24 protein-coding genes and 1 tRNA gene are annotated in these 26,234 nt (G+C 33.3%); 14 read left to right on the forward strand and 11 right to left on the reverse strand.

All coding sequences use genetic code 11. From position 1 onward, the window contains the following. The first annotated feature begins 92 nt into the window (after positions 1-92). Positions 93-2,024 carry an LTA synthase family protein gene (locus tag RA0C_RS03795; protein WP_004920376.1) on the forward strand — a complete coding sequence of 644 codons (1,932 nt, stop codon included), beginning with the start codon at positions 93-95 and terminating at the stop codon, positions 2,022-2,024. A gap of 120 nt (positions 2,025-2,144) precedes the next feature. Next, positions 2,145-2,564: a DUF2147 domain-containing protein gene (locus RA0C_RS03800; protein ID WP_004920378.1), complete on the forward strand. Its 420-nt coding sequence runs from the start codon at positions 2,145-2,147 to the stop codon at positions 2,562-2,564. A 72-nt stretch (positions 2,565-2,636) separates the two neighbouring features. On the opposite strand, the gene RA0C_RS03805 is transcribed toward RA0C_RS03800, so the two are convergent. Genes RA0C_RS03805 through RA0C_RS03825 form a run of 5 tightly spaced genes read right to left on the reverse strand, consistent with a single transcriptional unit; the run spans position 2,637 to position 7,001 of the window. Continuing rightward, positions 2,637-3,182: a hypothetical protein gene (locus RA0C_RS03805; protein ID WP_004920384.1), complete on the reverse strand. Its 546-nt coding sequence runs from the start codon at positions 3,180-3,182 to the stop codon at positions 2,637-2,639. A gap of 10 nt (positions 3,183-3,192) precedes the next feature. Beyond that, entirely contained in the window at positions 3,193-4,203 is a 1,011-nt protein-coding gene (locus RA0C_RS03810) for an NAD-dependent epimerase/dehydratase family protein (RefSeq protein ID WP_004920386.1), read from the reverse strand. An 11-nt stretch (positions 4,204-4,214) separates the two neighbouring features. After that, positions 4,215-5,000, reverse strand: coding sequence for an alpha/beta fold hydrolase (locus RA0C_RS03815; RefSeq protein ID WP_004920388.1), 786 nt, complete (start codon positions 4,998-5,000; stop codon positions 4,215-4,217). Continuing rightward, a complete protein-coding gene (locus tag RA0C_RS03820; RefSeq protein WP_004920391.1) occupies positions 4,994-5,713 on the reverse strand; it encodes a pyridoxine 5'-phosphate synthase in 720 nt (239 codons plus the stop codon). Before RA0C_RS03820 ends, RA0C_RS03815 begins: the two co-directional genes overlap by 7 nt. A gap of 25 nt (positions 5,714-5,738) precedes the next feature. Continuing rightward, on the reverse strand, positions 5,739-7,001 hold the full coding sequence (locus RA0C_RS03825; protein ID WP_014411244.1) for a mechanosensitive ion channel family protein: 1,263 nt from the start codon (positions 6,999-7,001) through the stop codon (positions 5,739-5,741). 73 nt (positions 7,002-7,074) lie between these two features. Here RA0C_RS03825 and RA0C_RS03830 point away from each other — a divergent pair, with 73 nt between their 5' ends. Further along, complete coding sequence (locus RA0C_RS03830; protein ID WP_004920396.1) at positions 7,075-7,560, forward strand: DUF456 domain-containing protein; 486 nt, start codon at positions 7,075-7,077, stop codon at positions 7,558-7,560. A gap of 80 nt (positions 7,561-7,640) precedes the next feature. Here RA0C_RS03830 and RA0C_RS03835 read toward each other — a convergent pair whose 3' ends face one another. The 4 genes from RA0C_RS03835 to folK all read right to left on the reverse strand — a co-directional run bounded on the left by RA0C_RS03835 (position 7,641) and on the right by folK (position 13,068). Beyond that, positions 7,641-9,662, reverse strand: a complete 2,022-nt coding sequence (locus RA0C_RS03835) for a M3 family metallopeptidase (protein ID WP_004920401.1) — start codon at positions 9,660-9,662, stop codon at positions 7,641-7,643. Positions 9,663-9,761: 99 nt separating this feature from the next. Continuing rightward, positions 9,762-11,183, reverse strand: a complete 1,422-nt coding sequence (locus RA0C_RS03840; RefSeq protein WP_013446845.1) for an OmpA family protein — start codon at positions 11,181-11,183, stop codon at positions 9,762-9,764. A gap of 17 nt (positions 11,184-11,200) precedes the next feature. Next, positions 11,201-12,622, reverse strand: coding sequence for an OmpA family protein (locus RA0C_RS03845; protein WP_013446846.1), 1,422 nt, complete (start codon positions 12,620-12,622; stop codon positions 11,201-11,203). Beyond that, the gene (gene folK / locus RA0C_RS03850; RefSeq protein ID WP_004916980.1) at positions 12,619-13,068 is read right to left on the reverse strand and encodes a 2-amino-4-hydroxy-6-hydroxymethyldihydropteridine diphosphokinase; all 450 of its coding nucleotides are present in this window, start codon (positions 13,066-13,068) and stop codon (positions 12,619-12,621) included. The genes RA0C_RS03845 and folK overlap by 4 nt, the downstream gene beginning before the upstream one ends. Before the next feature lie 21 nt (positions 13,069-13,089). Between folK and sppA the strand changes: the two genes are divergently transcribed. Then, positions 13,090-14,844, forward strand: a complete 1,755-nt coding sequence (gene sppA, locus RA0C_RS03855) for a signal peptide peptidase SppA (protein WP_004916979.1) — start codon at positions 13,090-13,092, stop codon at positions 14,842-14,844. 84 nt (positions 14,845-14,928) lie between these two features. Here sppA and dtd read toward each other — a convergent pair whose 3' ends face one another. Continuing rightward, the gene (dtd, locus tag RA0C_RS03860) at positions 14,929-15,375 is read right to left on the reverse strand and encodes a D-aminoacyl-tRNA deacylase (RefSeq protein ID WP_004916976.1); all 447 of its coding nucleotides are present in this window, start codon (positions 15,373-15,375) and stop codon (positions 14,929-14,931) included. Positions 15,376-15,380: 5 nt separating this feature from the next. Then, positions 15,381-15,845, reverse strand: coding sequence for a hypothetical protein (locus RA0C_RS03865; protein WP_004916974.1), 465 nt, complete (start codon positions 15,843-15,845; stop codon positions 15,381-15,383). A gap of 102 nt (positions 15,846-15,947) precedes the next feature. Here RA0C_RS03865 and greA point away from each other — a divergent pair, with 102 nt between their 5' ends. From greA to RA0C_RS03915, 10 genes are all read left to right on the forward strand, one after another. Then, positions 15,948-16,415 (forward strand): transcription elongation factor GreA, encoded by a 468-nt coding sequence (greA, locus tag RA0C_RS03870; protein ID WP_004916971.1) that lies wholly within the window; start codon positions 15,948-15,950, stop codon positions 16,413-16,415. Between the two features lie 18 nt (positions 16,416-16,433). Then, complete coding sequence (locus RA0C_RS03875; RefSeq protein ID WP_004916969.1) at positions 16,434-16,820, forward strand: HIT family protein; 387 nt, start codon at positions 16,434-16,436, stop codon at positions 16,818-16,820. Positions 16,821-16,857: 37 nt separating this feature from the next. Further along, positions 16,858-18,030 carry an ATP-dependent Clp protease ATP-binding subunit ClpX gene (gene clpX / locus RA0C_RS03880; protein WP_004916965.1) on the forward strand — a complete coding sequence of 391 codons (1,173 nt, stop codon included), beginning with the start codon at positions 16,858-16,860 and terminating at the stop codon, positions 18,028-18,030. A gap of 83 nt (positions 18,031-18,113) precedes the next feature. Next, positions 18,114-18,479, forward strand: coding sequence for a hypothetical protein (locus tag RA0C_RS03885; protein WP_004916962.1), 366 nt, complete (start codon positions 18,114-18,116; stop codon positions 18,477-18,479). A gap of 47 nt (positions 18,480-18,526) precedes the next feature. Continuing rightward, on the forward strand, positions 18,527-20,068 hold the full coding sequence (locus RA0C_RS03890; RefSeq protein WP_004916959.1) for a T9SS type A sorting domain-containing protein: 1,542 nt from the start codon (positions 18,527-18,529) through the stop codon (positions 20,066-20,068). A gap of 11 nt (positions 20,069-20,079) precedes the next feature. Then, positions 20,080-20,331, forward strand: a complete 252-nt coding sequence (locus RA0C_RS03895) for a hypothetical protein (RefSeq protein WP_004916956.1) — start codon at positions 20,080-20,082, stop codon at positions 20,329-20,331. Positions 20,332-20,392: 61 nt separating this feature from the next. Beyond that, positions 20,393-21,664 carry a peroxiredoxin family protein gene (locus RA0C_RS03900; protein WP_228481888.1) on the forward strand — a complete coding sequence of 424 codons (1,272 nt, stop codon included), beginning with the start codon at positions 20,393-20,395 and terminating at the stop codon, positions 21,662-21,664. A gap of 45 nt (positions 21,665-21,709) precedes the next feature. Further along, positions 21,710-21,783: transfer RNA gene (locus tag RA0C_RS03905), tRNA-Met, on the forward strand. A 90-nt stretch (positions 21,784-21,873) separates the two neighbouring features. Beyond that, positions 21,874-24,021, forward strand: coding sequence for an endonuclease MutS2 (locus RA0C_RS03910; protein ID WP_004916946.1), 2,148 nt, complete (start codon positions 21,874-21,876; stop codon positions 24,019-24,021). A gap of 67 nt (positions 24,022-24,088) precedes the next feature. Continuing rightward, complete coding sequence (locus RA0C_RS03915; RefSeq protein ID WP_004916945.1) at positions 24,089-26,215, forward strand: Tex family protein; 2,127 nt, start codon at positions 24,089-24,091, stop codon at positions 26,213-26,215. The last annotated feature ends 19 nt before the right edge of the window (positions 26,216-26,234 follow it).

The raw sequence follows: 26,234 nt of genomic DNA on the forward strand, positions 1-26,234 counted from the left end.
TATGATTTTTTTTAGTTTATTACTGAGGACTATATGATGCAGTACTTTCGTTTTTCATAAATTTGCAAACATCATTCAATTCGTAAATAAATATGAAACATCTCCGCATAAGAGAAATATTGGTTTTATTATATAGAGTTTTACTGGTATTTATTTTCTTTCAAATTGCTAGATCTCTATTTTGGAGTTTCAATAAAGATTTAATAAAAATCGATAGCTTTTCTCAATACTTTAAATTGGCATATTACGGTACCGCGTTTGATACTACGGCGATATTGTATGTTAATTCGTTATTTATACTGCTAAGCCTTATTCCACTCACCATCAATACTAAAAAAGGATATCAAAAATTACTCTTTTGGGTATATTTTATTACCAATGGCATTGCGTATTCTATGAATTTTGGCGACTTTATCTATTATCGGTTTAGTCAATCTAGATTAACCTCTGCAGTGCTAGATGTGGTAGAACATGAGTCTAATCTTTTAAAAGTATTTGGAGTTTCTTTAATAGAAAATCCTTTAATTCTTTTGTTGTTCATTGCTCTATTAGTGATATGGATTTGGCTTTACAAAAAGGTAAGTATATCTTACCAAAAACCTCAAAAGTTACTACCTTATTTTATAGGCTCTGTGGTAATTTTGTGTATAGTGGCTACACTTACGGTAGGTGGTATAAGAGGCGATTTTAAACATAGTACCCGACCTATCAACTTGGTAGATGCTAATAGACATACAGAGAATCCAATTCATGCTAATGTTGTGCTTAATAGTACTTTTTCGTTTTTGAGAACTTTAGGTTCTAACAATTTTAAAGAAGTTCACTTTGTGGAGGAAAACTTTATTAAAGAGCATATAAAACCTTATAAATTATACCAAAGAGATGTGCCTAAAGAAAGACCAAATATTGTGATTTTTATTGTAGAAAGTTTTGGTAAAGAATATTCTGGTGCATTTAATAGTTCTAGTAAAATTAAAGACTATGTTTCGTACACTCCTTTTATAGATAGCTTAGCTAAAGAAAGTCTTATTTTTACCAATGCTTTCGCTAACGGAAGACAATCTATACACGGTATGAGTAGTATTTTGGCAGGTATTCCAAGTTTGAAAGATGCTTTTACAAGCTCTCCATATTCTAATCAAAAAATACAATCTATTGTATCTGTGTGTAATGAATTAGGATATGATACTTCCTTCTATCATGGAGCTCCTAATGGTTCCATGGGCTTTTTGGGATTTGGGAATATCCTTGGGTTTCAAAAATATTATGGCAAAACCGAATATAATAATGATGATGACTTTGATGGTATGTGGGCAATTTGGGACGAACCTTTTTTACAATATTTTGCTAAAAATGTGCAGAAAAAAAGTCCAGAAAAACCTTTTATGACGACTGTATTCACGGCATCGTCTCATCACCCTTTTAAAATCCCTGAAAAATACAATGGAAAATTTAAAAAAGGTCATATCCCAATGCACGAACCTATACAATACACCGATTATGCCATAAAAAAATACTTTGAAACAGCTAAAAAACAGCCTTGGTTTCAAAATACCATTTTTGTAATTACGGGAGACCATACCAATCAACCTTTTTATCCAGAGTACGAAAAGGCGATGAACCGATTTGCACTTCCCCTCATTTTCTACTCTCCTAACCCTAAATATAACCTCAAAGGAATAGATGAAAGACTGGCACAACAGTCTGATATCTATCCTACATTAGCCGATATAATAGCTTATAACAAGCCTATAAGAAGTTGGGGAAGAAGTTTAGTTTCTCCTAAAAATGAAGAAGCTATCATTATAAATTCGGACGGGATACAAGAACAATTTATTATTGGTAATTATATTTACCTTTTTAATGGTAAAGACATTATAGGTGTTTATAATAAAACTGATTTAGGTTTAGAAAATAACCTTATAAAAGGCATCAATAAACCTGAGGTGGATTATGGCAAAAAACTCTGTATGGCGTGGTATCAAGACTATATGTATAGAGTTATCAATAGAAAACTGAATTAAATACCGTTTAATTTTTTTTAACAATATAAAATATTGTTTTATATGTGTAAAAATGGAATGTTATATTGTTTGTTTAATTAAATTTTATATCTTTAACCCATATTTAAATTTAATAAAGCTATGAAAAAATTAATTTTTGCCACCATGGCTCTAATGTTTAGTGCGATGTCTCATGCTCAAATAGAAGGAAAATGGAAAACTATTGATGATGAAACTGGACAAGCTAAATCTATTGTAGAAATTTTCAAAAAGTCTGACGGAAAATACTATGGTAAGGTGGTACAGCTACTTATTAAGCCTGCTGACCCTAACTGCTCTTTATGTAAAGACGATAGAAAAGGAAAGCCTATTTTGGGAATGGAAGTGATTAGAGGCATCAAAAAAGATGGTAATACCTTTGACGGAGGAACTATTACTAATCCTAAAAACGGTAAAGTTTACAAATGTTCTATCGAAAGGGAAGGTAATAAACTAAATGTGAGAGGTTACATAGGTATCTCTATAGCTGGACGTACCCAAGTTTGGCATAAAGTAGATTAAAAATTACAACTTAATAGAACCCATATAAGCTATCTTAAAAAAGGGATAGCTTATTTATATATGCTTCTACTTTTACTCTAAGTTTTGTTTATATAACACCCTTCCTATCTTATTTTGAAAAATTACAAATACAAAACCAAGTAAAGTTTTGATAGATTCAACTATTATTTCAGAATTCATTCCTATTGTTGTTAAATCATCATTTATATTTCTATTCATATTTTTAAGTTTTAGAAAAATAAATAATTTATTTATCAATTCTGGAAGTGAGTCAAACAAAACCAGTATCCCAATTGAAAGAATTGCTATTTGTAAAAGATTTTCGGAGTTAAGATTGCCAAAATCTATTTTTTCATCAAGAAATTTTGAAGGCTTAAATCTTTTTATAATTAAATCTGGGTTGATAATTAAAAAATAGAATACTAAAACAGTAAAAACTAAAGTGATAAACAAATAAATCCAAGTTTGTATAATTCCATTTTCTATATCAAAAGGAAAGAAAATATCAGCATTTATCAAATAATTGATTGACTGAGGAAAGATATTAAACGATAAGTTCACAACAGAATACAATCCAAATACTCTAAAAATAACTCTTAATAAATTTCTGATTTCCATAGTGATATTATTATTTCCTACTCTTAATCCAATTTTTTAAATGAAAATCTATACTTTCCTCAACAGAAATAAATTTGTATTGAAGAAGACTTTTTATCTTTTCATTAGAAATGAGTATTTTTGAGTTTAAGGCATCAGTATTAGCTTTATTAAACAATTTCAATACTGGCAAAGCCCATCCTATAATTTTAGATAGAAAGCACCCTAAACGCCACAAATAAGATGGGAATATTTTAGCCGAAGACAAACCTAACCTTTTACGAACTAAATTAGCAACTTCAATGTAAGTTTTATTTTCAGAAATAAGTATAAATCTCTGCCCTGATGCTTTAGTTTCTTCCGCAAAAAGTTTTATGGCAATATCAGCAACATCTCTCACATCTACATAGCCCGTACTCCCTTTAAAACTAAAAGGTAATTTTTTAATATTATCAAATAAAACGCCACTACTCTGCTCCCAATTTCCAGAACCTATGATAACTCCTGGATTTATCACCACCACATTCATTCCTTCCGCAGAAGCACGCCAAACTTCCATCTCCGAAAAATGCTTAGAAATAGCATAGCTAGAATGAGCCAATTTAGGATTAAAGTTAGATTCTTCATCAATGGCTTCAAACTCATTGGCAGCGTCTAAAACAGCGATGGAACTCACATATAAAAATTGCTCTACTGTTTTTTCTTCAGCAATGTAAAGAAGATTTTTAGTCCCCTGTATATTAGTCTTATACATAGACTTTTTATCTCTAGGATGAAAACTTACCTTTGCAGCGGTATGATAGACTTGCTTAACACCTTCTAAAGCCACTCTTAAAGAATCTAAATCCTCAAAATCTACCTCTACCCACTCTATTTTTTGATAATAATAATCTGCTTTATCCGTATAGAAAGAAAAAATATCTTTCAGTTTTTCTACTTGAGAACCACAACGCTTGGTAGCACGAACCTCTTGCTCTTGCTGAAGAAGTTTTAGAACAATAAGACTTCCCAAAATCCCTGTAGCTCCTGTAACTAATACCATAATTTTCTATATTAAACTAAAAATTCTTTAACCACAGCGGCAAAATCTTTAGGGTTTTCGGCTTGTACCCAATGTCCTGCATTAGAAATTTTAATAATTTTAGCCTTTGGAAATTGTTGTTTTATCAAGAATTCATCTTGAGACAAGATATAATTAGACAAAGCCCCTCCAATGAAAAGTGTTTCTCCCTCAAATACACCAAATTTAATAGCATTCCCCACAAAATCACCATATTTTTCTGCTAAAGTGGCCAAATTAAACCTCCAATTAAGTTTTTTAGCTTCCGTCCAATAGAGGTTTTTAGCCAAGAACTGTATTACTGGTTTTTCTTTGATGTATTGAGCCAAATGTTCCTCTACCTCTTGGCGTGTACTCACGGTATCAAAATCTACCGTTTGCAATGCCTTAATAATCCCTTGATGGTGCGGTGGGTAAGATTTAGGTGCTATATCTACCACAATAAGTCGCTCTACTTTTTCGGGATATTTTACAGCAAACTGCATCACCGCCTTCCCTCCAAGAGAATGTCCTAAAAGATTTACTTTCTGCAAATTATGAGCAGACATATAATTAAGAATGTCCTCTGCCAAATCATCGTGAGACATATTTTCGGAATGAAAACTTTTGCCATGATTTCTTAAATCTATCAAGTGAGTTGGCATTACTTCACCAAAATCTCTCCCAAAGCCACCCCAATTATCTAGCATTCCAAATAAACCATGAAATACTAAAAGAGGTGTTGCTGATAGCTCTCCGCCGTATATTTTAGAATGTAATATTTCTGTTTGATTTACCATTTTGCTAATCTTTTAAGGTAACTTTGAATTGTATTTTCTAGTCCCAAATAAAGAGCTTCTGAGATAAGGGCATGTCCAATGGAAACCTCTAACAAGTTAGGTATTTCATCTGAAAAATACTTTAAGTTTTCTAAACTCAAATCGTGCCCCGCATTGATGCCCAAACCGTTATTTATCGCTTCTTCTGCTGTTTTGATATAAGGCAATATGGCTTGTTCTCTATTTTTAGTATAACCTTTGGCATAAGCCTCTGTGTAGAGTTCTATCCTATCCGTGCCTGTCTCAGCCGCGTATTTTACCATCTCTGGATTAGGGTCTAAAAAGATAGAAGTTCTTATCCCTTCTGCTTTAAATTCAGCTATAACATTTTTTAAAAAATCTAAATGCATTTTACAATCCCACCCTGCATTAGAAGTAATGGCATCATCTGCATCTGGCACCAATGTTACCTGCTCTGGCTTTACCTCCAACACCATATCTATAAACGGACGATGAGGATTCCCTTCAATGTTAAACTCGGTAGTTACCAATGGTTTCAAATCGTACACATCTTTTCTTGTAATATGTCTTTCATCTGGTCTTGGATGTATGGTAATTCCTTGTGCTCCAAATTTTTGAGCATCTATCGCCACCTGAGTTACACTCGGCACATCGCCACCTCTAGCATTTCTAAGAGTGGCTATTTTATTTATATTTACGCTTAGTTTGGTCATTATTTTATATTATTGATATTTAACATTATACTTTGATACTGACTTGCATTACCTCCAAATCAAACACCTGTGCAGCCACGAGAAGATGGTCAAAAATATCAGCTTGTATCTGCTCGTAATTTTCCCACTTAGAATTATTGGTAAAACAGTAAATTTCCAAAGGAAGTCCTTGGGCTGTAATTTCTAACTGTCTTACCATCAGCGGACTTTCTTGTTCTATATTATCATTATTTTTTAAATAATTAAGAGCGTACACTCTAAATGTACCAATATTGGTAAGTTGTGGCCCATTGATAATTTCAGAAGAGTTAGCAATTCTCTTTTTTGCTTCTGAAATTTTAGCATTTTTTTCTTCTAAATAGTCTTTAACTAGGTTAATTTTAGACAGCTTCGCCATCATTTCATCATCTATAAACTTGAATGATTTAATATTGAAAATAATGGCTTTTTTTATTCTCCTAGTATTAGTTTCAGACATTATCTGAAGATTCTTAATCTCTGTAGAAAGCAGGTCGTAAGTAGGTATGGTAGATACTGTTTTATCAAAATTCTGAATCTTTGTTGTCAATAGGTTAATGTCTTCTATTGTACCTTCAATGTTATACTTCGGGATTCCTATCCAATCACCTACTTTTAGATTTCTAGAGGTAGACACATGAATGCCTGTAACAAAACCCAAAATAGTATCTCTAAAGACAAGAAGTATTACCGCCGTCATTGCCCCTAAACTACCTAAAATAGTAGACGCCTTGATATGAAATAGCACCGAAACTCCTACAAAAATAAATATAATATAACCTAATATTTTGAGGGATTGTGTAACGGCTCTAATACCTGTAATTCGATAAAAATCTCCTTTAAAAACATAGTATTTTTCGGTGGTTTTAAGCAGCCTAAAATACAGTATAGCAAACGCTAGTACAAACATTAACGAAAAGAATGTTTCTAAAATACTATGACTTTTAGGGTGTCTATAGAAAATAGAATAAATCATTTCCTGAGTAATTCTAATAGCAAAAAAATGAGCTACCGAATTTAAAATTTTACTCTCATAAAAAGCTCTAAGAATTGGTTTTTGTGTGTACTTTCTAAAAACTAAAAATAAAGCGTTAAATGAAATTTTAAATAAAAAATCCAAGGCAACCAATATCACTAAAAGTAAGAATAGTTTTGCTGTTATTTGACACAACAAAATAAATCCATCAGGCATCTCTGCCTTTATCCAAAAATGAATTTGATCACTTATTTTTTGTAAAAAATCTTTGGTATCTTTTATCTCCTCATTCATATTGGCAAAAATAAGAAAATAGGTTTGTTTAGATGGTACTAAATATGTACTTTTAACCAAATTTTATAGTATTATGACAACTCAAGATTGGGTAACTATTATTAGTATCATTATGGTCATTATTGGTATACTAGGAACTATACTTCCTGTATTACCTGGTATTTTATTAAGTTTTGCAGGAGTACTACTCTACAAATTTGGTACTGATGCCAATCTATCCATGATATATATTTGGACTTTTGGACTTCTATCTTTAGCCTCTTTAGTTCTAAATTACTTTATTCCAGCAAAGCTAAACAAACGCTATGGAGGCACTAAATGGGGTAGCATTGGCTCTATTGTAGGAACTTTAGTAGGATTTTTTCTACCAATCCCTTTTGGGTTTTTAATTGGTATGTTTCTAGGAGTTTTTATTGGGGAAATGTTACATGATAGCAAAAACTACCTCAAAGCCTACAATTCTACCAAAGGGGCTTTTATAGGGTTTCTTGCGAGTAGTTTATTTAATTTCTCCCTTGGGGTAGCTATGCTATTTGTAGTGCTATGGGATTACTTTTAAAATTTAGTGTAAAAGCCTTTTAAGTTTTTAATAAATGGAAACTCAAAAGGCTATTTATGATACATTAAATTTTAATCATTCTATCCAAAAGCTCTTTTCAATAAACTTTCAACTTTAGGCTCTCTTCCTCTAAAGTTTTTATACAAAATCATAGGATTTATAGTGCCTCCACTGGATAAAAGTTGTTTGTACTTTTGGGCTATCTCTTGATTAAAAATCCCATTTTCTTTAAAATATTGAAACGCATCTGCATCTAAAACTTCTGCCCATTTGTAGGAATAATAACCCGCTGCATAACCTCCTTGAAAAATATGAGAGAAGCTAGGGCTTACTGCTGTTTCAGAATGAATTGGATAAAGCTGAGTAACAGCCATTACCTTATCTTCAAAGTCTTTTATTTTCAACTTCTTCTCGCCCGAAAAATGAGTTGTATGATAATGCATATCCAACAATCCAAAGCCTAACTGTCTAAGTGTCTGATAGCCTTCCATAAAGTTTTTAGATTGAGCTATTTTATCTATCTTTTCATTAGATAGAACCTCTCCTGTTTTATAATGTTTAGCAAAAGTTTTAAGAAACTCTGCCTCGTAACAATAATTTTCTAAAAACTGAGAGGGTAACTCTACAAAATCCCATTTCACAGAAGTTCCAGATAAATTAGGATATTGTGTATTAGCTAAAATACCGTGCAAAGCATGTCCAAACTCATGGAATAAAGTAGTAACCTCTTGAAAAGTAAGTAAACTAGGTGTATCAGCCGCAGGTTTAGTAAAGTTACACACTACCGAAATATGTGGACGATGATTCTCATTCCCCTCTTTATATTGATTTCTATAACTCGTCATCCACGCTCCAGCTCGCTTGCCTTTTCTTGGATGATAATCTACATAAAGAAGTGCTTTATAAACACCTTGTTCTGTAACTTTATAAGTCTTTATTTCAGGATGATACTTTGAAATATCAGTTATTTCTTCAAACTCTAATCCAAATATATTTTTTGATAAATCAAACACCGCTTGTTCTACTTTATCTAACTGAAAATAAGGTTTGAGTTCCTCATCACTCAAGTCAAACTTTTGCTTTCTTAATTTTTCAGCATAGAAAGCGTGGTCGTAATTTTGAATATCAGTAATCCCATCTTTTTCGGCTAAAACTTTTAATTCTTCTATTTCTTTTAAAGCATAGGGTTTTGCCTTTTCTAAAAGTTCATTCAGAAAAGAAAACACCTCTACTGAAGACTTAGCCATTCTCTCTTCCAAAACATAGGTCGCATAATTTTCATACCCTAATAGATTCGCCTTTTTTTGCCTTAGAAGCACAATCTCTTCGATCAATTTTTGATTATCAAACTCTCCCTCATCAAAAGCTTTTTTACCATTAGCTACAGCTAACTCCTTTCTTAAAGCTCTATCTTCTGCATAGGTCATCAGTGGTAAATAACTAGGATATTGTAGTGTAATTACATAGCCTTCCAATCCTCTACTTTTAGCCTCTTCTTGATACTGATTTAAAACATCATGGGGAATTCCCTTAAGCTTATCTACATCTGTAATATGTTTAAAATAATCGTTAGTAGCTGCTAATACATTTTGCCCAAATTTCAAAGATTTTATAGCCAAATCTTTATTGATGACCTCTAACTTCTTTTTATCCACCTCACTCAATAAAGCTCCATTACGAACAAACCCTTTATAGGTTTGTTCTAACAACATCGTTTGTTCCTCATTCAAATCTAAATTCTGCTTAGAGTCATACACAGACTTAACTCGTAAAAAAAGTCTGTGATTTTGAAAAATTTTAGATGAAAACTCTGTAAGAAGAGGAGAAACCTCTTGCGCTATCTTTTGTAACTCATCATTTGTTTCTGCCGAATTAAGATTGAAAAACAAATTAGACACTACATCTAACTGTTTTCCAGAATAAGACATAGCTTCTATAGTATTTTCAAAACTAGGAGCTTCACTATTGTCAGTGATATTTTTTATTTCTTCTTCAGTAGATTTTATCAACTCAATAAATGCTGGCAGAAAGTCAGCTTCTTTTATTAAATCAAAAGGTACTGATTGGTAGTTTGTATTAAACTCTTTTAAAAGTAGATTCATTTTTATACTATTAATTCTATTGTTACAAAGTTACAACTAAAAAAGAAAAGCTGTCTCACGATTGTGAGACAGCTTTCCATATTTTTAACATAGTTAAATTTATTTTACTTCAAAATAGACTCTTCTATTAGCTTCATTCTTCCATTCTGGACACTTCGTAGCTGGGTTACATTCTGGATATTTAAGATCATTCTTACCTCTACCCTCTGCTTTCAAGACAGATGCAGAAACTCCTTTATTAACCAAATATTTCACTACTGAATTAGCTCTTCTCTTAGAAAGATTTAAATTATATGAAGCCGAACCCCTAGTATCTGTAGCTCCTACTACCACCAAATACTGCTTACTTAAACCCATTCCTTTTATGATATTCGCTGCATTATCCAACTTACCAAAAGACTGTGGTCTAATAACATCACTGTTTAATGCAAACTCTATACCTTCAAAATCTCTATTAACTTCCTTAACCTGTTGTGACTCCTCTGGACAACCATTGTTAGAAACTGGACCCGGTACTGTTACACACTTATCGTATAAATCTATTACACCATCTAAATCCACATCTAATGCTACCCCTGCTCCATCTACTCTTGCTCCTGCCGGTGTATCTAATTGTCTGTCCCAATCATCACATACACCATCATTATCAGAATCACCACTCTTACATACTTCTACTGCCGGGGCTACCGTCGCTAAGTCTAACTTATTGTAAATCTCTTGTAATGGATCATGCCACATCAAATGAGAAACATGCTTACCTAACTTAAGAGACATACCCAACGTAGCATTGAAGAAATTATCAGAAACCTGATCTTCTCTTTTATTTCTTTCACTATATTGAGATCCTCCTCCATCAAACTCATCATCTCCTGTCACCACATACATTAATCTAGTCTCTAGGTCAACCCTTCTTGACACCTTAAACTTAACGCCTGCTCCTGCCTGTCCAAATAATGAAGTAAATCTAAACGGTTTAACCTCTGTCATCAGTCTTTGATTACCTCCATTAACCTCTGAATATGCTCTATAAGCCAACGTCCCTACTCCTGCATAACCGTGAATCGCCCATCTATAATTAGAATGATTATCTACTCTCCTTAAAATATTAGAAAAATTAATATCTCCTAATAAAGATATTGCATCATATTGAGTTCTAGCCGCATATCCTGTGCCTGTATTCTTTGTGTTGTATGCTCCCTGTCTAGTCTCTCCTCTATCATACTGAAGGTTTAAACCAAAGGCATGAGTAATTGCCTTATCTACACTCACATAAGCCGAATATCCAAAAAGGTTCTTACCGTTTCCATTCTTAATAGAAGTTACATCCGCAGATTGTACAAATGGTACACCAGCTCCTGCTGATATAGACCAATCATTAAATCTCTTAACTTTTTGCGTAAAAGGTTCTACATGACTAGACCCTGAAGAAAAGGTATTAGGATATTTATTTGTCGTTTCTTGTGCTCCTAATAACATCGGTAAACTTAATGCTAAAGCAACACTTGCTATATTTCTTCTCATAATTTTATTTTATTAATTTATTTTTCTGAGAAGTATACTCTTCTGTTAGCTTCATTCTTCCATTCTGGACACTTCGTAGCTGGGTTACATTCTGGATATTTAAGATCTTCTTGACCTCTACCTTCTGCCACCAACATTGATGTAGAAACTCCCTTGTTAACCAAATATTTCACTACTGCATCAGCTCTCCTTTGAGATAACTTCTTATTGTAAGATGCTGAACCCCTCGTATCTGTAGCACCTATAACTAAATACTGCTTAGAAGTATTCATCCCCTTTATGATATTAGCTGCATTATCCAACTTGCCAAAAGACTGTGGTCTAATAACGTCACTGTTTAATGCAAACTCTATACCTTCAAAGTTCTTGTTAACTTCTGCTACTTGTGCAACTTCGTTTCTCTCCTCTGGACAACCATTGTTAGAAACTGGACCCGGTACTGTTACACACTTATCGTATAAATCTATTACACCATCTAAATCCACATCTAATGCTACCCCTGCTCCATCTACTCTTGCTCCTGCCGGTGTATCTAATTGTCTGTCCCAATCATCACATACACCATCATTATCCTTGTCACCATTTTCACAAACAGTATAGTCTAAAGGAGCTCCTAATGCATTAACTCTAGACTCTAAATATTCCAAAGGATCATGCCAAGTTAAATGAGACACATGCTTACCTAGCTTAAATGTAAGTCCTAAATTAGCCGTAAACATATTGTCTGAGTTAGTTCTTCTTATATTATTATATGGATAGTCAGAAGACGTGTTATTCCAGCCTCCTCCATCAAACTCATCATCTCCTGACATTATGTACATTAACCTTGCTTCTATATCTACCAGTTTAGACACTTTATACTTAAGACCAGCTCCTGCCTGATAAAAGAAAGAAGCTATATCCAAATTTTGCTCAATAACCTCCCGATTATTCCATCTTGAAGATTTATCTTCCAAGTAAGTTTTATACCCTTGTAAACCAATACCTGCATAACCGTGTAATGCCCATCTGTACGGAGAATTATTATCCACTCTTCTTAAGAGATTAGAAAAATTAAAATCACCCAGTAAAGACACCTGCTTATACTTAGTATTTGCTTCAGCAACACCATATTCCGGTTTAAGCATTGCTTTTTGATTCGTTTGCCCTTGCTGATACTGAAGACTTAGCCCAAATGTATGAGAAATCTGCTTATCTAAACTCACATAAGCATTCCAACCAAAATTAACTTTATTTCCATAGAAAGAAGTTAAGTCAGCAGATTGCATAAAGGCTCCACCTCCTCCGACAGAGATAGACCAATCGTTAAATAAACGAGATTTGTTGTCAAACTTTTTTACAGAAGTTGCCCCTGAAGAAAAAGTGTTAGGATACTTAACCGTATCCTGAGAATACATCACGGCAGGAAGAGCCAATAACGCTAATAAATTAAATTTCATATTTGAATGTTTTTATATTTTTCAATATTCTCTCCCAAATCTTCTAGAATTTTCCTAGAAAAATTACGCACAAAAAGATGCCTATGATGGGGTAAATTTAACATTTTTGACTGATACGAAAGATTGCCTATGGCAACTATATCAACATCTATAACTCTATCTTCATAACCTCCCAAATCCCTAGAATCAAGAACCCTTCCCATATACCTTTCTATTTCTTTTGCTTTCTTCAAAATTTGAATAGGCGAAAAATCAGTCTCCAACGAGAGTGCAATATTACAAAAATTATTAGAACTAACAAACTCCACAGGCTCTGTTTCTAGCATTTTACTCTTTTTTATCACATTTCCTAGATGCTTGTTTATCAATAAAATAGCTTCTTCTATATTTTTTTTAGGATTTTTTATATTGCTTCCTAGTAACAAAATAACCTTTCTTTGCGACATATTAACAAAATTATTTACAGTATGCGTAGTTTTATTAAAAGTGTATTAGCCAATATCACGGCTATAACCATCGTTTTTTTTACTTTCTTTGGTTTCATTATTATTGCTATGATTAGCAGTGCTATTGGAGACAAAGATAGTGTAAAAATTAAAAGTAACTCAATATTAACGCTAGATTCTAAATTCAGAGTTATCGAAAGCGAAACTGAAAAAGATCTAAATATCTTTGATTTTAAAAACCAAGTACGAGATGTTGCTCTATACGATTTTATCAGAGCTATAGAGAAAGCTAAAACAGACGACAATATTAAAGGGATTAGCATAGAAAATGACAACATCAACGCAGGCATCACTCAAATTGAAAGCATAAGAAACGCTATAGAAGATTTCAAAAAAAGTGGAAAATTTGTGTATTCTTATGGTAATTCAGTTTCTCAACCATCCTATTTCTTAGGTTCTGTTGCAGACAAGTTCTACCTCAACCCCGCAGGAGGAATAGAACTGAAAGGTATGGCATCAGAAGTAATATTTTTAAAAGATTTTGCTGAACAATACGGCATCGGCATCAACATTATAAGACACGGCAAGTACAAAGCTGCTGTAGAACCTTTCTTAAGAAATGATATTTCTCCTGAAAATAAAGAACAATTAAGCACTCTACTTTCTGACTTATGGAATAGAGTTTCTAATAAAATTGCTTCATCTAGAAAAATTAGCATAGAAAACTTCCAATCCATTACAGATGGGCTTTACGGAATGATACCTGATTTTAGCTTAAAGTATGGTTTAGTAGATAAGCTGATGCAAAAGGGAGAATACGAGCTATTATTAAAACAAAAAATAGGTATAGATACAGATAAAAAACTTAATAAAGTATCTATAAGAAAATACATTAAATCCATCAAAGACGAAAGCAAGTCTAGTGAAAAAATCGCAGTTTTATATGCTTCAGGAAACATCATCAATGGTGATGAAGCTACCAATATTTCTGACGAAAAATACATAGAATACATCAGAGATTTAAAAGATGATGACGATATCAAAGCAGTAGTTTTAAGAATCAACTCTCCTGGAGGAAGTGCCAATGCTTCTGACCAAATACTATTTGAACTACAACAACTTAAACTTAAAAAACCGTTAATTGTTTCCTTTGGAGATTATGCTGCCTCTGGAGGTTATTATATTGCAATGGCTGGAGATAAAATCTATTCAGAACCTAACACTATTACAGGGTCTATTGGTGTATTTGGTATGATACCTGACTTTAAAAATTTGGCTAACAAAAACGGAATTCGCTCCGATGTGGTTTCTACAAACACCAACTCACAAATGATGTCTCCTATAAGTGGTATCACTGAAGGCACTAAAAATATGCTTCAAAATAGTGTGGAACAAACTTACAAGAGATTTGTCTATTTCGTAACTAAAAACAGAAATAAAACTTTTGAGCAAGTAGACGAAATCGCAGGTGGTAGAGTTTGGTCTGGTAAAAAAGCCAAAGAACTAGGATTGGTAGATGAACTAGGAAGTCTTAATGATGCTATTACTTTTGCTATTAAAAAAGCAAAAGTAAAAAATTACAACATCGTTTCTTATCCTTCAGAAATAAATCCTTTAGAAGAGTTTTTTAAAGGTATGGACGAAGAAAGCATCTCTACTTATTTTATGAAACAAAAAATGGGAAGCGAGCAATACTATATTTATGAAACCATCAACAACTTCAAGAAAAATAATTCTAAAGTAATGATGCAATCACCAGTAAAAATAGCTTTCTAAAAAACTAATAACATCAATTATATAACAAAAACGAGCGAATATACTATATGTATTCCGCTCGTTTTTCATTATTTATAGAAACCGCTATCTTATTTTAGAGTTCATAATTATAGTTACTGGACCATCATTAGTTAAGCTCACTTTCATATCCGCTCCAAAAATGCCAGAACTAACGGGAACACCATATTCAGCCATTTCTGATTTAAAATATTCAAACATAGGAACCGCCAAATCTGGTCTAGCTGCAGTAATAAAAGAAGGCCTATTCCCTTTTTTATAGTCCGCCATAAGTGTAAACTGGCTCACACAAAGCACTTCTCCATCAACTTCTTTTATAGACAAATTCATTTTACCTTCATCATCACTAAAAATTCTAAGATTAACAATCTTTTTCACAAGCCAATCCGCATCAGCCTTTTCATCAGTTTCTTCCACGCCTACTAATAATAAGTATCCTTTGCTTATTTTTGACACTTCCACTCCTTCTACCACTACAGAAGCAGAGGAAACTCTTTGTACAACTACTTTCATTTGTGTTAATTTCTTATAGTTAAAACATTAGATGCAGTATCGTAATAAGTGAAATAAGTTTTAGGCGGAACTTGCGAAATTTTAGTAGGTTGTCCAGATAAGGAAGCTAAAAGATACCATTCCGCCCCATCTTTAGGACAAACTATTTTAATATCATCTTTAACTTCCAATGTGGTATCAGATGCAGGGCAAATATGTGGAGCATTTCTATCATACGCTTTAAATGTAGCAGTTCCAGTTCTTACCAAAATTAATCCTCTAGTACCCGAGTTTTGCTCATTCACATAAATCCAGCCACCAACATTCATTAACTTTTGATACAAAGGTAAATTTAGGTTAAGAGTAACATTAATCATTGTATTGGGAAAGCAAGATACCGTTTCTTCTCTATTTTTACACGAATTAGTAAAAACTAAACTACTGATTACTAATATTTTTAAAACTAATAACCCCCAAAAAGTTCTTTTCATTTAAAATAAAATTTATATATTTGCATCAAAATTATTAAACACAAAACATTGTCCGGCAAATGTCGGATTATTTTTTTATACTAACGCTAAATTAACGAAATTATGGCATATGTAACGAAAGAAGGCTTAGAAAAAATGAAAGCCGAGCTAGAGCAACTAGAAAGCGTGGAAAGACCAAAAATAACGCAACAAATAGCCGAAGCTAGAGATAAAGGCGACCTTTCTGAAAATGCTGAATACGATGCTGCGAAGGAGGCTCAAGGGCTTTTAGAGATGAAAATTTCTAAACTAAAAGATTTAATAGCTACTTCTAAAGTTATAGATGAAAGTCAACTAGATATTTCTAAAGTTTCTATATTGACGACTGTAAAGCTATTTAATAAAGCCACAAAAAAAGAGCAAGTATTCACGCTAGTTCCAGATAACGAAAGTGATTTAAAATCAGGGAAAATCTCTGTAAACACACCTATCGCTAAAGGTTTATTAGGTAAAAAAGTGGGCGAAACAGCAGAAATCACATTACCTAATGGCAACCAACTGACATTTGAAGTGTTAGATATTTCTCTATAATTTTAAAATTTAATAGTTATGGCTTCTATTTTCACCAAAATCATCAACGGAGAAATCCCTGCATATAAAATAGCCGAGGACGAAAACCATTTAGCCTTTCTAGACGTGATGCCTTTAGCGGAGGGACACACCTTGGTAATTCCTAAAAAGGAAGTTGACCTTATTTTTGATTTAGACACGGAAGAGTTTAAAAATCTTTGGGCGTTTGCACAGCAAGTAGCCAAAAAAATTGAGAAAAACATTCCTTGTGAAAGAGTGAGTATAGCTGTTATCGGACTAGAAGTACCACACGCTCATATTCACCTAGTACCTATCAACAAGATAGAAGACCTTAATTTTAAGAAAGAAAGAGTAAAATTTTCGGCAGAAGATTTCAAAGAAATACAGCAAAAAATTTTAAAATAAAACACCAATAATTTACCTACACATTCAACACTAAATTATGAATAATAACCAGTGTTCTTTTTGCGGAAGACATCGTAAAGAAGTTCAAATGTTAGTTTCGGGACAAAACGGACTTATCTGCGAACATTGTATAGAACAAGCTCACGCATTTGTTAAAGACAATATTCAGAAAGAAGAATTCTCTCCTATAAGTACCCTCTCCGAACTAAAGAAACCTAGAGAAATTAAAAAAACTCTAGACGAATATGTCATCGGACAAGACCAAGCTAAAAAACAACTTTCCATCGCAGTCTATAACCATTATAAAAGACTTCTTCACTCTTCAACAAAAAAAGACAATGATGTTGAAATAGAAAAATCTAACATCATTATGATAGGTGAAACAGGCACAGGAAAAACCCTTTTAGCGAAAACCATTGCAAGAGAACTTAATGTCCCTTTTTGTATTGTAGACGCTACTATACTTACCGAAGCTGGTTATGTAGGCGAAGATGTAGAGAGTATTTTATCTAGACTTCTTATGGTCGCTGATTACGATGTAGAGAAAGCCGAAAAAGGCATTGTATTCATAGATGAAATAGATAAAATAGCGAGAAAATCAGATAATCCAAGCATCACAAGAGATGTATCAGGAGAAGGTGTACAACAAGGATTATTAAAGTTATTGGAAGGAAGCATTGTAAATGTACCGCCTCAAGGAGGAAGAAAACACCCTGACCAAAAATACATACAAGTAAACACACAAAATATCCTATTCATTGCTGGAGGGGCTTTTGATGGTATAAAAGAAATTATAGAAAGGAGACTAAACAAACAAGCCATAGGCTTTAGTAAAGAAAAACTAGATTCCGAAAAAGATTTGGCACAGATATTGCCACAAGTAAACTCAACGGATTTGAGAAAGTTCGGATTAATTCCAGAACTTTTAGGTAGATTCCCTGTAATTACTTATTTAGACCAACTAACCAAAAAGACCATGGTAAGAATAATGAAAGAGCCAAAAAACTCTATTGTTAATCAATTCAAAGCTCTTTTCAAAATAGACGGTATAGATTTAGAGTTCACAGACGAAGCCTTAGAGAAAATTGTAGATGAAACTTTTGAAAAAGGATTAGGTGCAAGAGGACTTAGAGGCACTACAGAAAAGGTTTTAGAAGATTACATGTTTGATATAGATATAATATCCAAGAATAAAATTACAATAAATTAATACTAACAACATGTACATTAAGTTTTTTTTGTAAATTTGCGGCGATTATATCCATATAATATTGAAAGAAAAACATAAAAATAATGAAAAGAAATTTATTCTTACTGGGAGCTCTATCATTGGTATCTTCCCTAAAAGCACAATTTATAACCTATGTTGGTGATAAGGCTAGTGTTTATGTTAAAGAGAATGCACTAGTTTATAGCGGAGGCGGAGTGAAAGTGGTGGGCACTGGAGTTGTAGATAATTCAGGTAACATAATGATAGTTGGAGATGCAAACTCTAAGTTTGCAACTGTGACAACCGATGGAAGCAACAAGTTAGACGGGGGCAACTTTATCCTTCGTATGACTCAATCCACCATTACAGATGGGCAGCCAACCTTAGGTTTAAGATATGGGCAACTTTATATACAAGGGTTACTCAAGGTAACATCACAGGTATTGTAGACAAACAATACAAAGATATAAAGCATGGTACATATCAACAAGTTGCATTGCCTTTCTTTGGAAAAACCTTAGGCTCTTTAAGTAATGAACTTGAAAAAACTTTCACTAACACTAGACGGTCTAGAAATGAAATTTTAGTGTTCAATAATGCCTTGGTTGTATCGGATAATATTGCTACTAGTGCTACTACTTCAAAAGGGACCTCTTACTTTATGTTAGGTTCTAACAATTTGGATGTATCGTCAAAAGTCTTTACCATCAAAGGAATTCCTTACGCTAATGGCATTACTGAATCTTTGACAGGTGCTGCTGCAGGGATTAATTTTGGAACAAATGGTACAGCAACTAATAAATACAGAGAGAGATACAATTCATATTGGCAGGATTATTTTGCTATAGCAGACGGTACTGCCGCTTGGACAGATAATTTTGGAAAGAATATTTATCAATATGGTAATCCGTTCTTCACAAATCTAGATTTAGGTCAATTAGGTAAAATAATAACTAACATAAGAGGGGTTAGAATTGAACCATCAGGAGTTACTTCCACTGCACAGGGGGCTACTTGGTCCGCTACAGCAAAATACATAACCTATGCTTCGGGAGTGGCTACAGGAGATGTAAATGCGGTTATAAGACCTATGCAAACATTTGTAATCAAATTAACAGACAGTAACACTGCTACTTTAAATTTTGATGGGTTAAGGAGGTTTGCTTACACCCCTAGATTAGAGGGTACCCCTTACTCTGTTACAGTTCAATCTGTTAAGCAAGATGATAAATTAGCAACACTTTCTAATAGTACATTATCGTCTAGTAAATCTATAAATAACACTTCGTCTACTTCATCTACAGTTAAGCAGTTAGGGCTAATTGCTTTAGACGCTAATGGCGTGGAGCTAGACAGAACTTATTATGTAGTTTACGGTGATGCACAGACAGGACAACCATCAGGTGCTAGCACCCAAGTAGCTGCATCAGGAAACCTTATGGGTACATTTGAAGAAATTCCTACTGGAGGAATTGATGAGAGTTTATCATCCACTTATTGGTTATATATAAACGAAGCCAATGAAGTAACTTACAAGGGTAAAGAAATACCAATGTACACTTTTAGTGATAAAATTCACTCTTTCAAAGTAGATATTAAAGAAAATGCAAAACCTATAGAGGAAGGAGCTAGCAAATTAACATCTAACGAGTCTTTCTATATTAAAGTGGGGGATAAGTTTACAGAACTTAGACAAGGGGCTACTCTACCAGTAACACCTTCATCTCAATCAGCTTATTTCGGATTATACTATGGTAAGCCAGCAAATGAAGTACTAAGTTCTGTAGAAGTACAAAAACCATCATCTACAGTAGTTGTATTTGACTCTAGTTCTAACACACACAGAGTTCTATTTGATCAAACATGGGCTAAAGCAGATGTTGTTGTTTATGATATGAGTGGAAGAACTATCGCTTCTCAAAAGGATGTAGATGCATCTACTGCTTTTGAAATCAAATTACCTGCAGGACAGGCTACTTATTTGGTAACTGCTGTATCTGAAAAAGGTGTTAAATTTTCACAAAAAATAATCAAGTAAAAAATAAAAAAATGAAAATAAAGTTAAATCTTCAAAATTATATAGGTAAGCTTACTTATCTCATGCTTTTCTTAGCTGGTGTTTGGGTTAACGCTCAACCCACTCCTCCAACAGCTCCTCCAGAAGGAGGTGTGGGTGCTGTAGGACCAGGTGCTCCTGCTACACCGATAGATATATATGTTTTAATACTTTCTGTGATAGCTGTTTTAATGATATTTGGCTATCATTTCTACACAAGAAGAATTAGAACTCAAGGGATATAGTACTGATAATTATAGTAAAAAACTCATAGAAAATTCTATGAGTTTTTTTATTTTTGTTCCTATGAAAAAAACAATTTTATTAGGAGGTATATTTCTGTATGGAATAACCTCTGCTCAATTTAAAGTAAATATAGAAGCATCTGATACTTTCAGTAATCAAGAGGTCATTTTATATACCCTCAATGGTTCAAAAGATTATATAGCAGGAAAGGCTAAGAAAACTAATGGTAAATGGAGTTATACTATTCCTAACAGCTATATAGGAATGATGCGTGCTTATTTCCCAGAAAATGATAAATCATTCAGTTTTATTTCTGAAAATAAAGATATAAGTGTAAAACTAGATACAGATAACAAAACTATAAACAAAATAAACTTTCTAGATGAGGCTAACAATACTATGCAGTATCTCATCAAAGAAAAGCAAAAAAAAGAAAAAATCTTACCTGTATTAGTGCAAATTAGAGATATATACAATGATAATTCTTCATTTAATGAAGCTCTAAAGTTAGAAATAAAAAAGCTAGAACAAAGTGATCTTAAGGACTACTCTAATCACCCTTTTATAAGCTATTACTGGGATAATGCTAAGTATCTCAATCGTGAAGATCCTAAAAATGATTATATAAACTTTTTAGCGAATACAGGAGAGCTGCTAGAGACTTCTTCTTTACTCAAACCTGTACTAATTAATTTTATTTCTTCCGTTCCTAGAAATCAGGTTATTTCTCAAACAAACGCCCTACTAGATAAGGTAAATATAGAGTCTCCAAGAGGACAAACCATTTTGGCAGAACTATTGGATATATTTGATGCTTATGGATTTAATACCGAAAAAGAAAAATACTTTCAATTAGCTTCCAATTTGAAATGTTCTATAAACAAAAATTTAGAGTCTAGTTTAGAAAATATAAAAAGTACCCTAGTAGGGAGTACCTTTAAAGAATACACCTTCTCCAAAAGTGTAATAAATACTAAATCAAAGAAACTAAGCGATATTAAATCAAACAAAAAACTCATCTTGTTTTGGTCTTCAGAGTGTCCTCACTGCGTTGCAGAATTGCCTCTAATTTTAGAAAATTACAATAAATTGAAAAGCAATAATATAGAAGTTATAGGTCTATCATTAGATACCAATGCAGAGTCTTATCAGGAGACTGTAAAAAATCTCCCATGGATTAACGATTCTGAACTAAAAGGTTGGAGCTCTAGCTATACAGAGACTTACAATATCAATGCAACACCGTCTTATTTCCTATTAGACAGTAATAATAAAATATTGAGTAAGCCGAACAATTTTGGTGCATTTTTACACGAAAATAATTTAAAATAATTTTGTAGTTATTGTAATTATTTACTATATTTGCACCACTCTAATGGCGAGGTAGCTCAGATGGTTAGAGCGCAGGATTCATAACCCTGAGGTCACGGGTTCAATTCCCGTCTTCGCTACTAAAAACACTCCTTTTCTAAGGAGTGTTTTTTATTTTCTATTCAAATTACTCTATATATTGAAAACCTAATTTTTCTTATTTTTGTGCCGTGCATATTACTAAAGACAGTTTACAAGAATTAGAGTTTCCGCAGCTATTAGCGGAAATTATTCCATACGCCTATTCCTCAAAAATAGCTCAAAAAATTTCGGATTTAAAGCCTCTTAAAAAAGAGGAAGCCTTAATTTCATTAAAAAAAACTTCTGAATTTTTAAGCAGTTTTGAAAGTGAAAATATTATTCCTTTCAATGAATATGAAGATGTGGAAACAGAGCTAAAACTGATGCTTATTGAAAATTTCCGATTAGAAAATAGGGCTTTTATAAAGATTAAAAATATCACTTCTCAAATCGGAAAACTCCAAAAGTTCTTTCCACAATATTCGGAGATTTTTCCTGAATTATTGAAAGGTATAGAAACTCTTGATTTCAAAAAAGAAATTATTGAGAAAATAGATCACGTCTTTAACCGATTTGAAGAGGTTAAAAGTGATGCCTCTCCTACTTTAAAAGAACTCCGATATGAAATCCAAAAAGCTAAAAAAGCCATAAATGAAAATTTCAATAGGGCTTTAGGAGTCTATTCTCAAAGTGATTTTTTAGACGAAATCCGAGAAACCATTATAGAGGATCAAAGGGTATTAGCTGTAAAATCGGGCTTCAAAAAAAGGGTGCAAGGTAGAGTTTTAGGTGTTTCAAAGACAGGTTCTATCACCTACATTCAACCAGAAACTGTAGTAAAACATTATTTTAAACTAAAAGAAAGTTTAGAAGAAGAAAAAAAAGAAATAGACCGTATTTTAAGAAAGCTAACCGCTGAAATAGCTGTATTTCAACCTGAAATAGCGTCTTATCAAAACTATATTTTTGACCTAGACCTTACAAGAGCTAAGGCTAAGTTTGCAGAAAAAGTAAATGCGGTGCTTCCTAAAATTAATGACCACCAAACACTAAAACTAAGAGATGCCTATCATCCTCTATTATGGTTACAAAACAAGGCGGAGAACAAAGAAATTTTCCCACAAACCCTTGCTCTTACCGAACATAATAGAATCATTTGTATTTCTGGTCCAAATGCTGGTGGTAAATCAATTACATTAAAAACAGTAGGGTTGTTACAGCTTATGCTCCAATCGGGGATTTTAGTTCCTGTACACCCAAAATCCGAGATGTTTTTCTTTGATAAAGTAATGACAGATATTGGTGATAATCAATCTATTGAAAACCATCTTTCTACCTATTCGTCTAGACTTAAGAAAATGTCGCACATTATCAGAAAAGCGGATAAAAATACATTACTACTCATAGACGAATTTGGAACTGGCTCCGACCCCGAACTTGGTGGTGCGTTGGCGGAAAGTTTTTTGGAGTTTTTCTACGAAAAAAAATCCTTTGCTATTATTACTACTCACTATACCAACATTAAGCTAGTAGTAGAACAACTCCCTAATGCCCAAAATGCAGCAATGCTTTTTGATGAAAACAGCCTAGAACCCCTCTATAAATTAGAAATAGGACAGGCAGGAAGTTCGTTTACTTTTGAAGTGGCAGAAAAAAATAAAATTCCACCTTTCATCATTCGCTCGGCGAAAAGAAAAGTAGAGAAAGATGTGGTTAATTTAGATAAAACCATCGTAAAACTTCAACAAGAAAAATTTGAGGTAGAAAAACTAAAAACAGATTTGTCTCAGAAAAAAGAATCGGTAGAAGATAAACGAGACAATCTGCAAAAACTTAACGAGCAACTACAGCAGAAACTTTTTAACTTCCAAAAACTCTACGAAGAAGAACACCGAAAATTACAATTTGGGAATAAGGTAGAAAATTTTATTAAAGACTATATCAATGGGCGTTCTAGAAAAGAACTTGTCAAAGATTTTGTAAAAATATTAGAACAGGAGAAATACCGAAAGTTAGGCTCTGATAAAGATGAGTCTAAGAAATTACAAGTGATAAAACGCAAAATCACTCAACAGCTCAAAAGGAAAGAAGTCAAAGAGAAAATAGAAGAAACCAATCAAAAATTGGAAGAAAAAAAACAAAAAGAAAGAGCTGTTTGGTTAAAAGTGGGACAACGAGTGAGAATTACAGGAAGTACCAGCGTAGGCACTATTGAGAGTATTTCTAAAAATAAAGTAACCGTAAATTATGGTTTATTTAAAACTCAAATCAATCCTGACGAACTAGAACGCGTATAAAGTTCTATCTTTATTTCAACCAAATAATTGATTCAGTTGAATCTCAACCAATTCAAAAATAAAAACAATGACTCTAGTACAATATATACAGGCTCTATCGCAACTGCAACCCAAATCTATAGAAAACACACTAACTCTTCTTGCCGAAGGTGGAACTATTCCCTTTATTTCTCGCTACCGAAAAGATGCAACAGGCAACTTAGACGAAGTTGCCATAGAACAAATTCAGAAACTTCAAAAACAGTACGAGGAAATCGTCAAGAGAAAAGAAAGTATTTTAAAATCAATAGAAGAGCAGAATAGCCTTACGCCTGAACTTCAACAAAAAATTGAACAATCATTTAGCCTACAAGAATTAGAAGATTTATATCTACCTTACAAAAAGAGAAGAAAAACTAAAGCGGATACTGCTAGAGAAAGCGGATTAGAGCCTTTGGCTAAAATCATTATGGCTCAAAACGCTAATCACTTAGAACACACCGCACAAAAGTATATTTCTGATAAAATATCCACCGCCCAAGAATCCTTGGATGGAGCTTGTAATATTATCGCAGAATGGATTAACGAAAATCTATTCATAAGAAAACGCCTAAGACAACTGTTTCAACGACAGGCTAAAATTACTAGTAAAATCACAAAAAAAGCCAAAGAAAACGAGGACGAAGCTCAGAAATATCAACAATATTTTGATTGGAGCGAAGTTTTACTCAAAGCTCCCTCCCATAGGTTGTTAGCTCTATTAAGAGCAGAAAACGAGGGCTTCATCAAACTTAAAATTGAAATAGATAATGATGAAGCAATTGATTTTATAGAAAAAAGCATCATTAAAAATAATAACGAAACTGCTCACTACATCAGCACCGCCATAAAAGATGCCTATAAACGCCTTTTAGAACCTTCTATCGCTAACGAAATTTTACAAGAAGCCAAAAGCAAAGCAGATGATAAGGCCATTAGTATATTTTCGGAAAACCTTAAGCAACTGCTACTTGCCGCTCCACTCGGTGAAAAAAGAATTTTAGCCATAGACCCTGGCTACCGTACAGGTTGTAAAGTGGTGTGTTTAGATGAAAAGGGAGATTTGCTTTACAACGAAACTATTTACCCTCACGCTCCTCAAAATGAGACAGGAGTTGCAATGAAAAAAATCCGTAGTATGGTTAATGCTTACCAAGTAGAAGCCATCGCCATAGGAAATGGAACTGCGAGTAGAGAAACAGAAGCATTCATCAAAAAAATAGCCTTTGATAAAGATTTACAGGTGTTTGTAGTATCAGAAGCAGGTGCTTCAGTCTATTCGGCAAGCAAAATTGCTAGAGAAGAGTTTCCTAACTATGATATTACCGTTCGTGGGGCTGTATCCATCGGAAGACGACTTTCTGACCCATTAGCAGAACTTGTAAAAATAGACCCCAAAAGTATCGGAGTTGGGCAGTATCAGCACGATGTGGATAGCACCAAACTTAAAGAAGAGCTAGACAACACGGTAATCCACTGTGTAAATGCCGTAGGCGTTAACCTGAACACCGCTAGCCAATCTCTACTGAGCTATGTGTCTGGCATTGGAGAAAAAATAGCAGAGAATATCGTAAAATATCGCTCGGAAAACGGGGCTTTTAGAACAAGAGCAGAACTGAAAAAAGTCCCTCGTTTGGGAGAAAAAGCATTCCAACAAGCGGCAGCTTTTGTACGCATTAAAGACTCAGAAAACCCGTTAGACAATTCGGCTGTACACCCAGAATCTTACGTTACTGTAGAAAAAATGGCTAAAGATTTAGGACTAAAAACCAAGGAGCTCATTGCCAACAAAGAGCAAATCCAAAAAATAATCCCAGAGAAATATACGACTCCAGAAGTGGGAATTTTAGGAATTAAAGATATTTTAAAAGAATTAGAAAAACCAGGGTTAGACCCTCGCCAACAAGCTAAAGTATTTGAATTTAATCCTAATATTAAAACAATTGCCGATATAAAAGTAGGTCTGTCTCTACCTGGAATTGTAAACAATATTACGGCGTTTGGTTGCTTTGTTGATATTGGTATTAAGGAAAGTGGACTTATACATATCTCCCAACTTACCGATGGTTTTGTATCTGATGTTAATGAGGTAGTAAAACTTCACCAAACTGTAGAAGTACAAGTTTTAGAAATAGACGAAGTACGAAAAAGGATTGGGCTAAAACTTATTAAGTAGATAATGTTTACAAAAATTT

Source organism: Riemerella anatipestifer ATCC 11845 = DSM 15868, from assembly GCF_000252855.1.
GTDB classification, from domain to species: Bacteria; Bacteroidota; Bacteroidia; order Flavobacteriales; family Weeksellaceae; genus Riemerella; species Riemerella anatipestifera.

What these genes read in the sequence shown, in the direction of transcription:
- RA0C_RS03840 (WP_013446845.1), bottom strand. Translation starts at nt 11,183, where the DNA reads ATGAGAAGAAATATAGCAAGTGTTGCTTTAGCATTAAGTTTACCGATG.
- RA0C_RS03820 (WP_004920391.1), bottom strand. Translation starts at nt 5,713, where the DNA reads ATGACCAAACTAAGCGTAAATATAAATAAAATAGCCACTCTTAGAAAT.
- RA0C_RS03805 (WP_004920384.1), bottom strand. Translation starts at nt 3,182, where the DNA reads ATGGAAATCAGAAATTTATTAAGAGTTATTTTTAGAGTATTTGGATTG.
- RA0C_RS03900 (WP_228481888.1), top strand. Translation starts at nt 20,393, where the DNA reads ATGAAAAAAACAATTTTATTAGGAGGTATATTTCTGTATGGAATAACC.
- RA0C_RS03830 (WP_004920396.1), top strand. Translation starts at nt 7,075, where the DNA reads ATGACAACTCAAGATTGGGTAACTATTATTAGTATCATTATGGTCATT.
- sppA (WP_004916979.1), top strand. Translation starts at nt 13,090, where the DNA reads ATGCGTAGTTTTATTAAAAGTGTATTAGCCAATATCACGGCTATAACC.
- greA (WP_004916971.1), top strand. Translation starts at nt 15,948, where the DNA reads ATGGCATATGTAACGAAAGAAGGCTTAGAAAAAATGAAAGCCGAGCTA.
- RA0C_RS03845 (WP_013446846.1), bottom strand. Translation starts at nt 12,622, where the DNA reads ATGAAATTTAATTTATTAGCGTTATTGGCTCTTCCTGCCGTGATGTAT.
- RA0C_RS03795 (WP_004920376.1), top strand. Translation starts at nt 93, where the DNA reads ATGAAACATCTCCGCATAAGAGAAATATTGGTTTTATTATATAGAGTT.
- RA0C_RS03875 (WP_004916969.1), top strand. Translation starts at nt 16,434, where the DNA reads ATGGCTTCTATTTTCACCAAAATCATCAACGGAGAAATCCCTGCATAT.
- RA0C_RS03810 (WP_004920386.1), bottom strand. Translation starts at nt 4,203, where the DNA reads ATGGTATTAGTTACAGGAGCTACAGGGATTTTGGGAAGTCTTATTGTT.
- clpX (WP_004916965.1), top strand. Translation starts at nt 16,858, where the DNA reads ATGAATAATAACCAGTGTTCTTTTTGCGGAAGACATCGTAAAGAAGTT.
- RA0C_RS03915 (WP_004916945.1), top strand. Translation starts at nt 24,089, where the DNA reads ATGACTCTAGTACAATATATACAGGCTCTATCGCAACTGCAACCCAAA.
- RA0C_RS03885 (WP_004916962.1), top strand. Translation starts at nt 18,114, where the DNA reads ATGAAAAGAAATTTATTCTTACTGGGAGCTCTATCATTGGTATCTTCC.
- RA0C_RS03800 (WP_004920378.1), top strand. Translation starts at nt 2,145, where the DNA reads ATGAAAAAATTAATTTTTGCCACCATGGCTCTAATGTTTAGTGCGATG.
- RA0C_RS03895 (WP_004916956.1), top strand. Translation starts at nt 20,080, where the DNA reads ATGAAAATAAAGTTAAATCTTCAAAATTATATAGGTAAGCTTACTTAT.
- RA0C_RS03825 (WP_014411244.1), bottom strand. Translation starts at nt 7,001, where the DNA reads ATGAATGAGGAGATAAAAGATACCAAAGATTTTTTACAAAAAATAAGT.
- RA0C_RS03865 (WP_004916974.1), bottom strand. Translation starts at nt 15,845, where the DNA reads ATGAAAAGAACTTTTTGGGGGTTATTAGTTTTAAAAATATTAGTAATC.
- folK (WP_004916980.1), bottom strand. Translation starts at nt 13,068, where the DNA reads ATGTCGCAAAGAAAGGTTATTTTGTTACTAGGAAGCAATATAAAAAAT.
- dtd (WP_004916976.1), bottom strand. Translation starts at nt 15,375, where the DNA reads ATGAAAGTAGTTGTACAAAGAGTTTCCTCTGCTTCTGTAGTGGTAGAA.
- RA0C_RS03835 (WP_004920401.1), bottom strand. Translation starts at nt 9,662, where the DNA reads ATGAATCTACTTTTAAAAGAGTTTAATACAAACTACCAATCAGTACCT.
- RA0C_RS03815 (WP_004920388.1), bottom strand. Translation starts at nt 5,000, where the DNA reads ATGGTAAATCAAACAGAAATATTACATTCTAAAATATACGGCGGAGAG.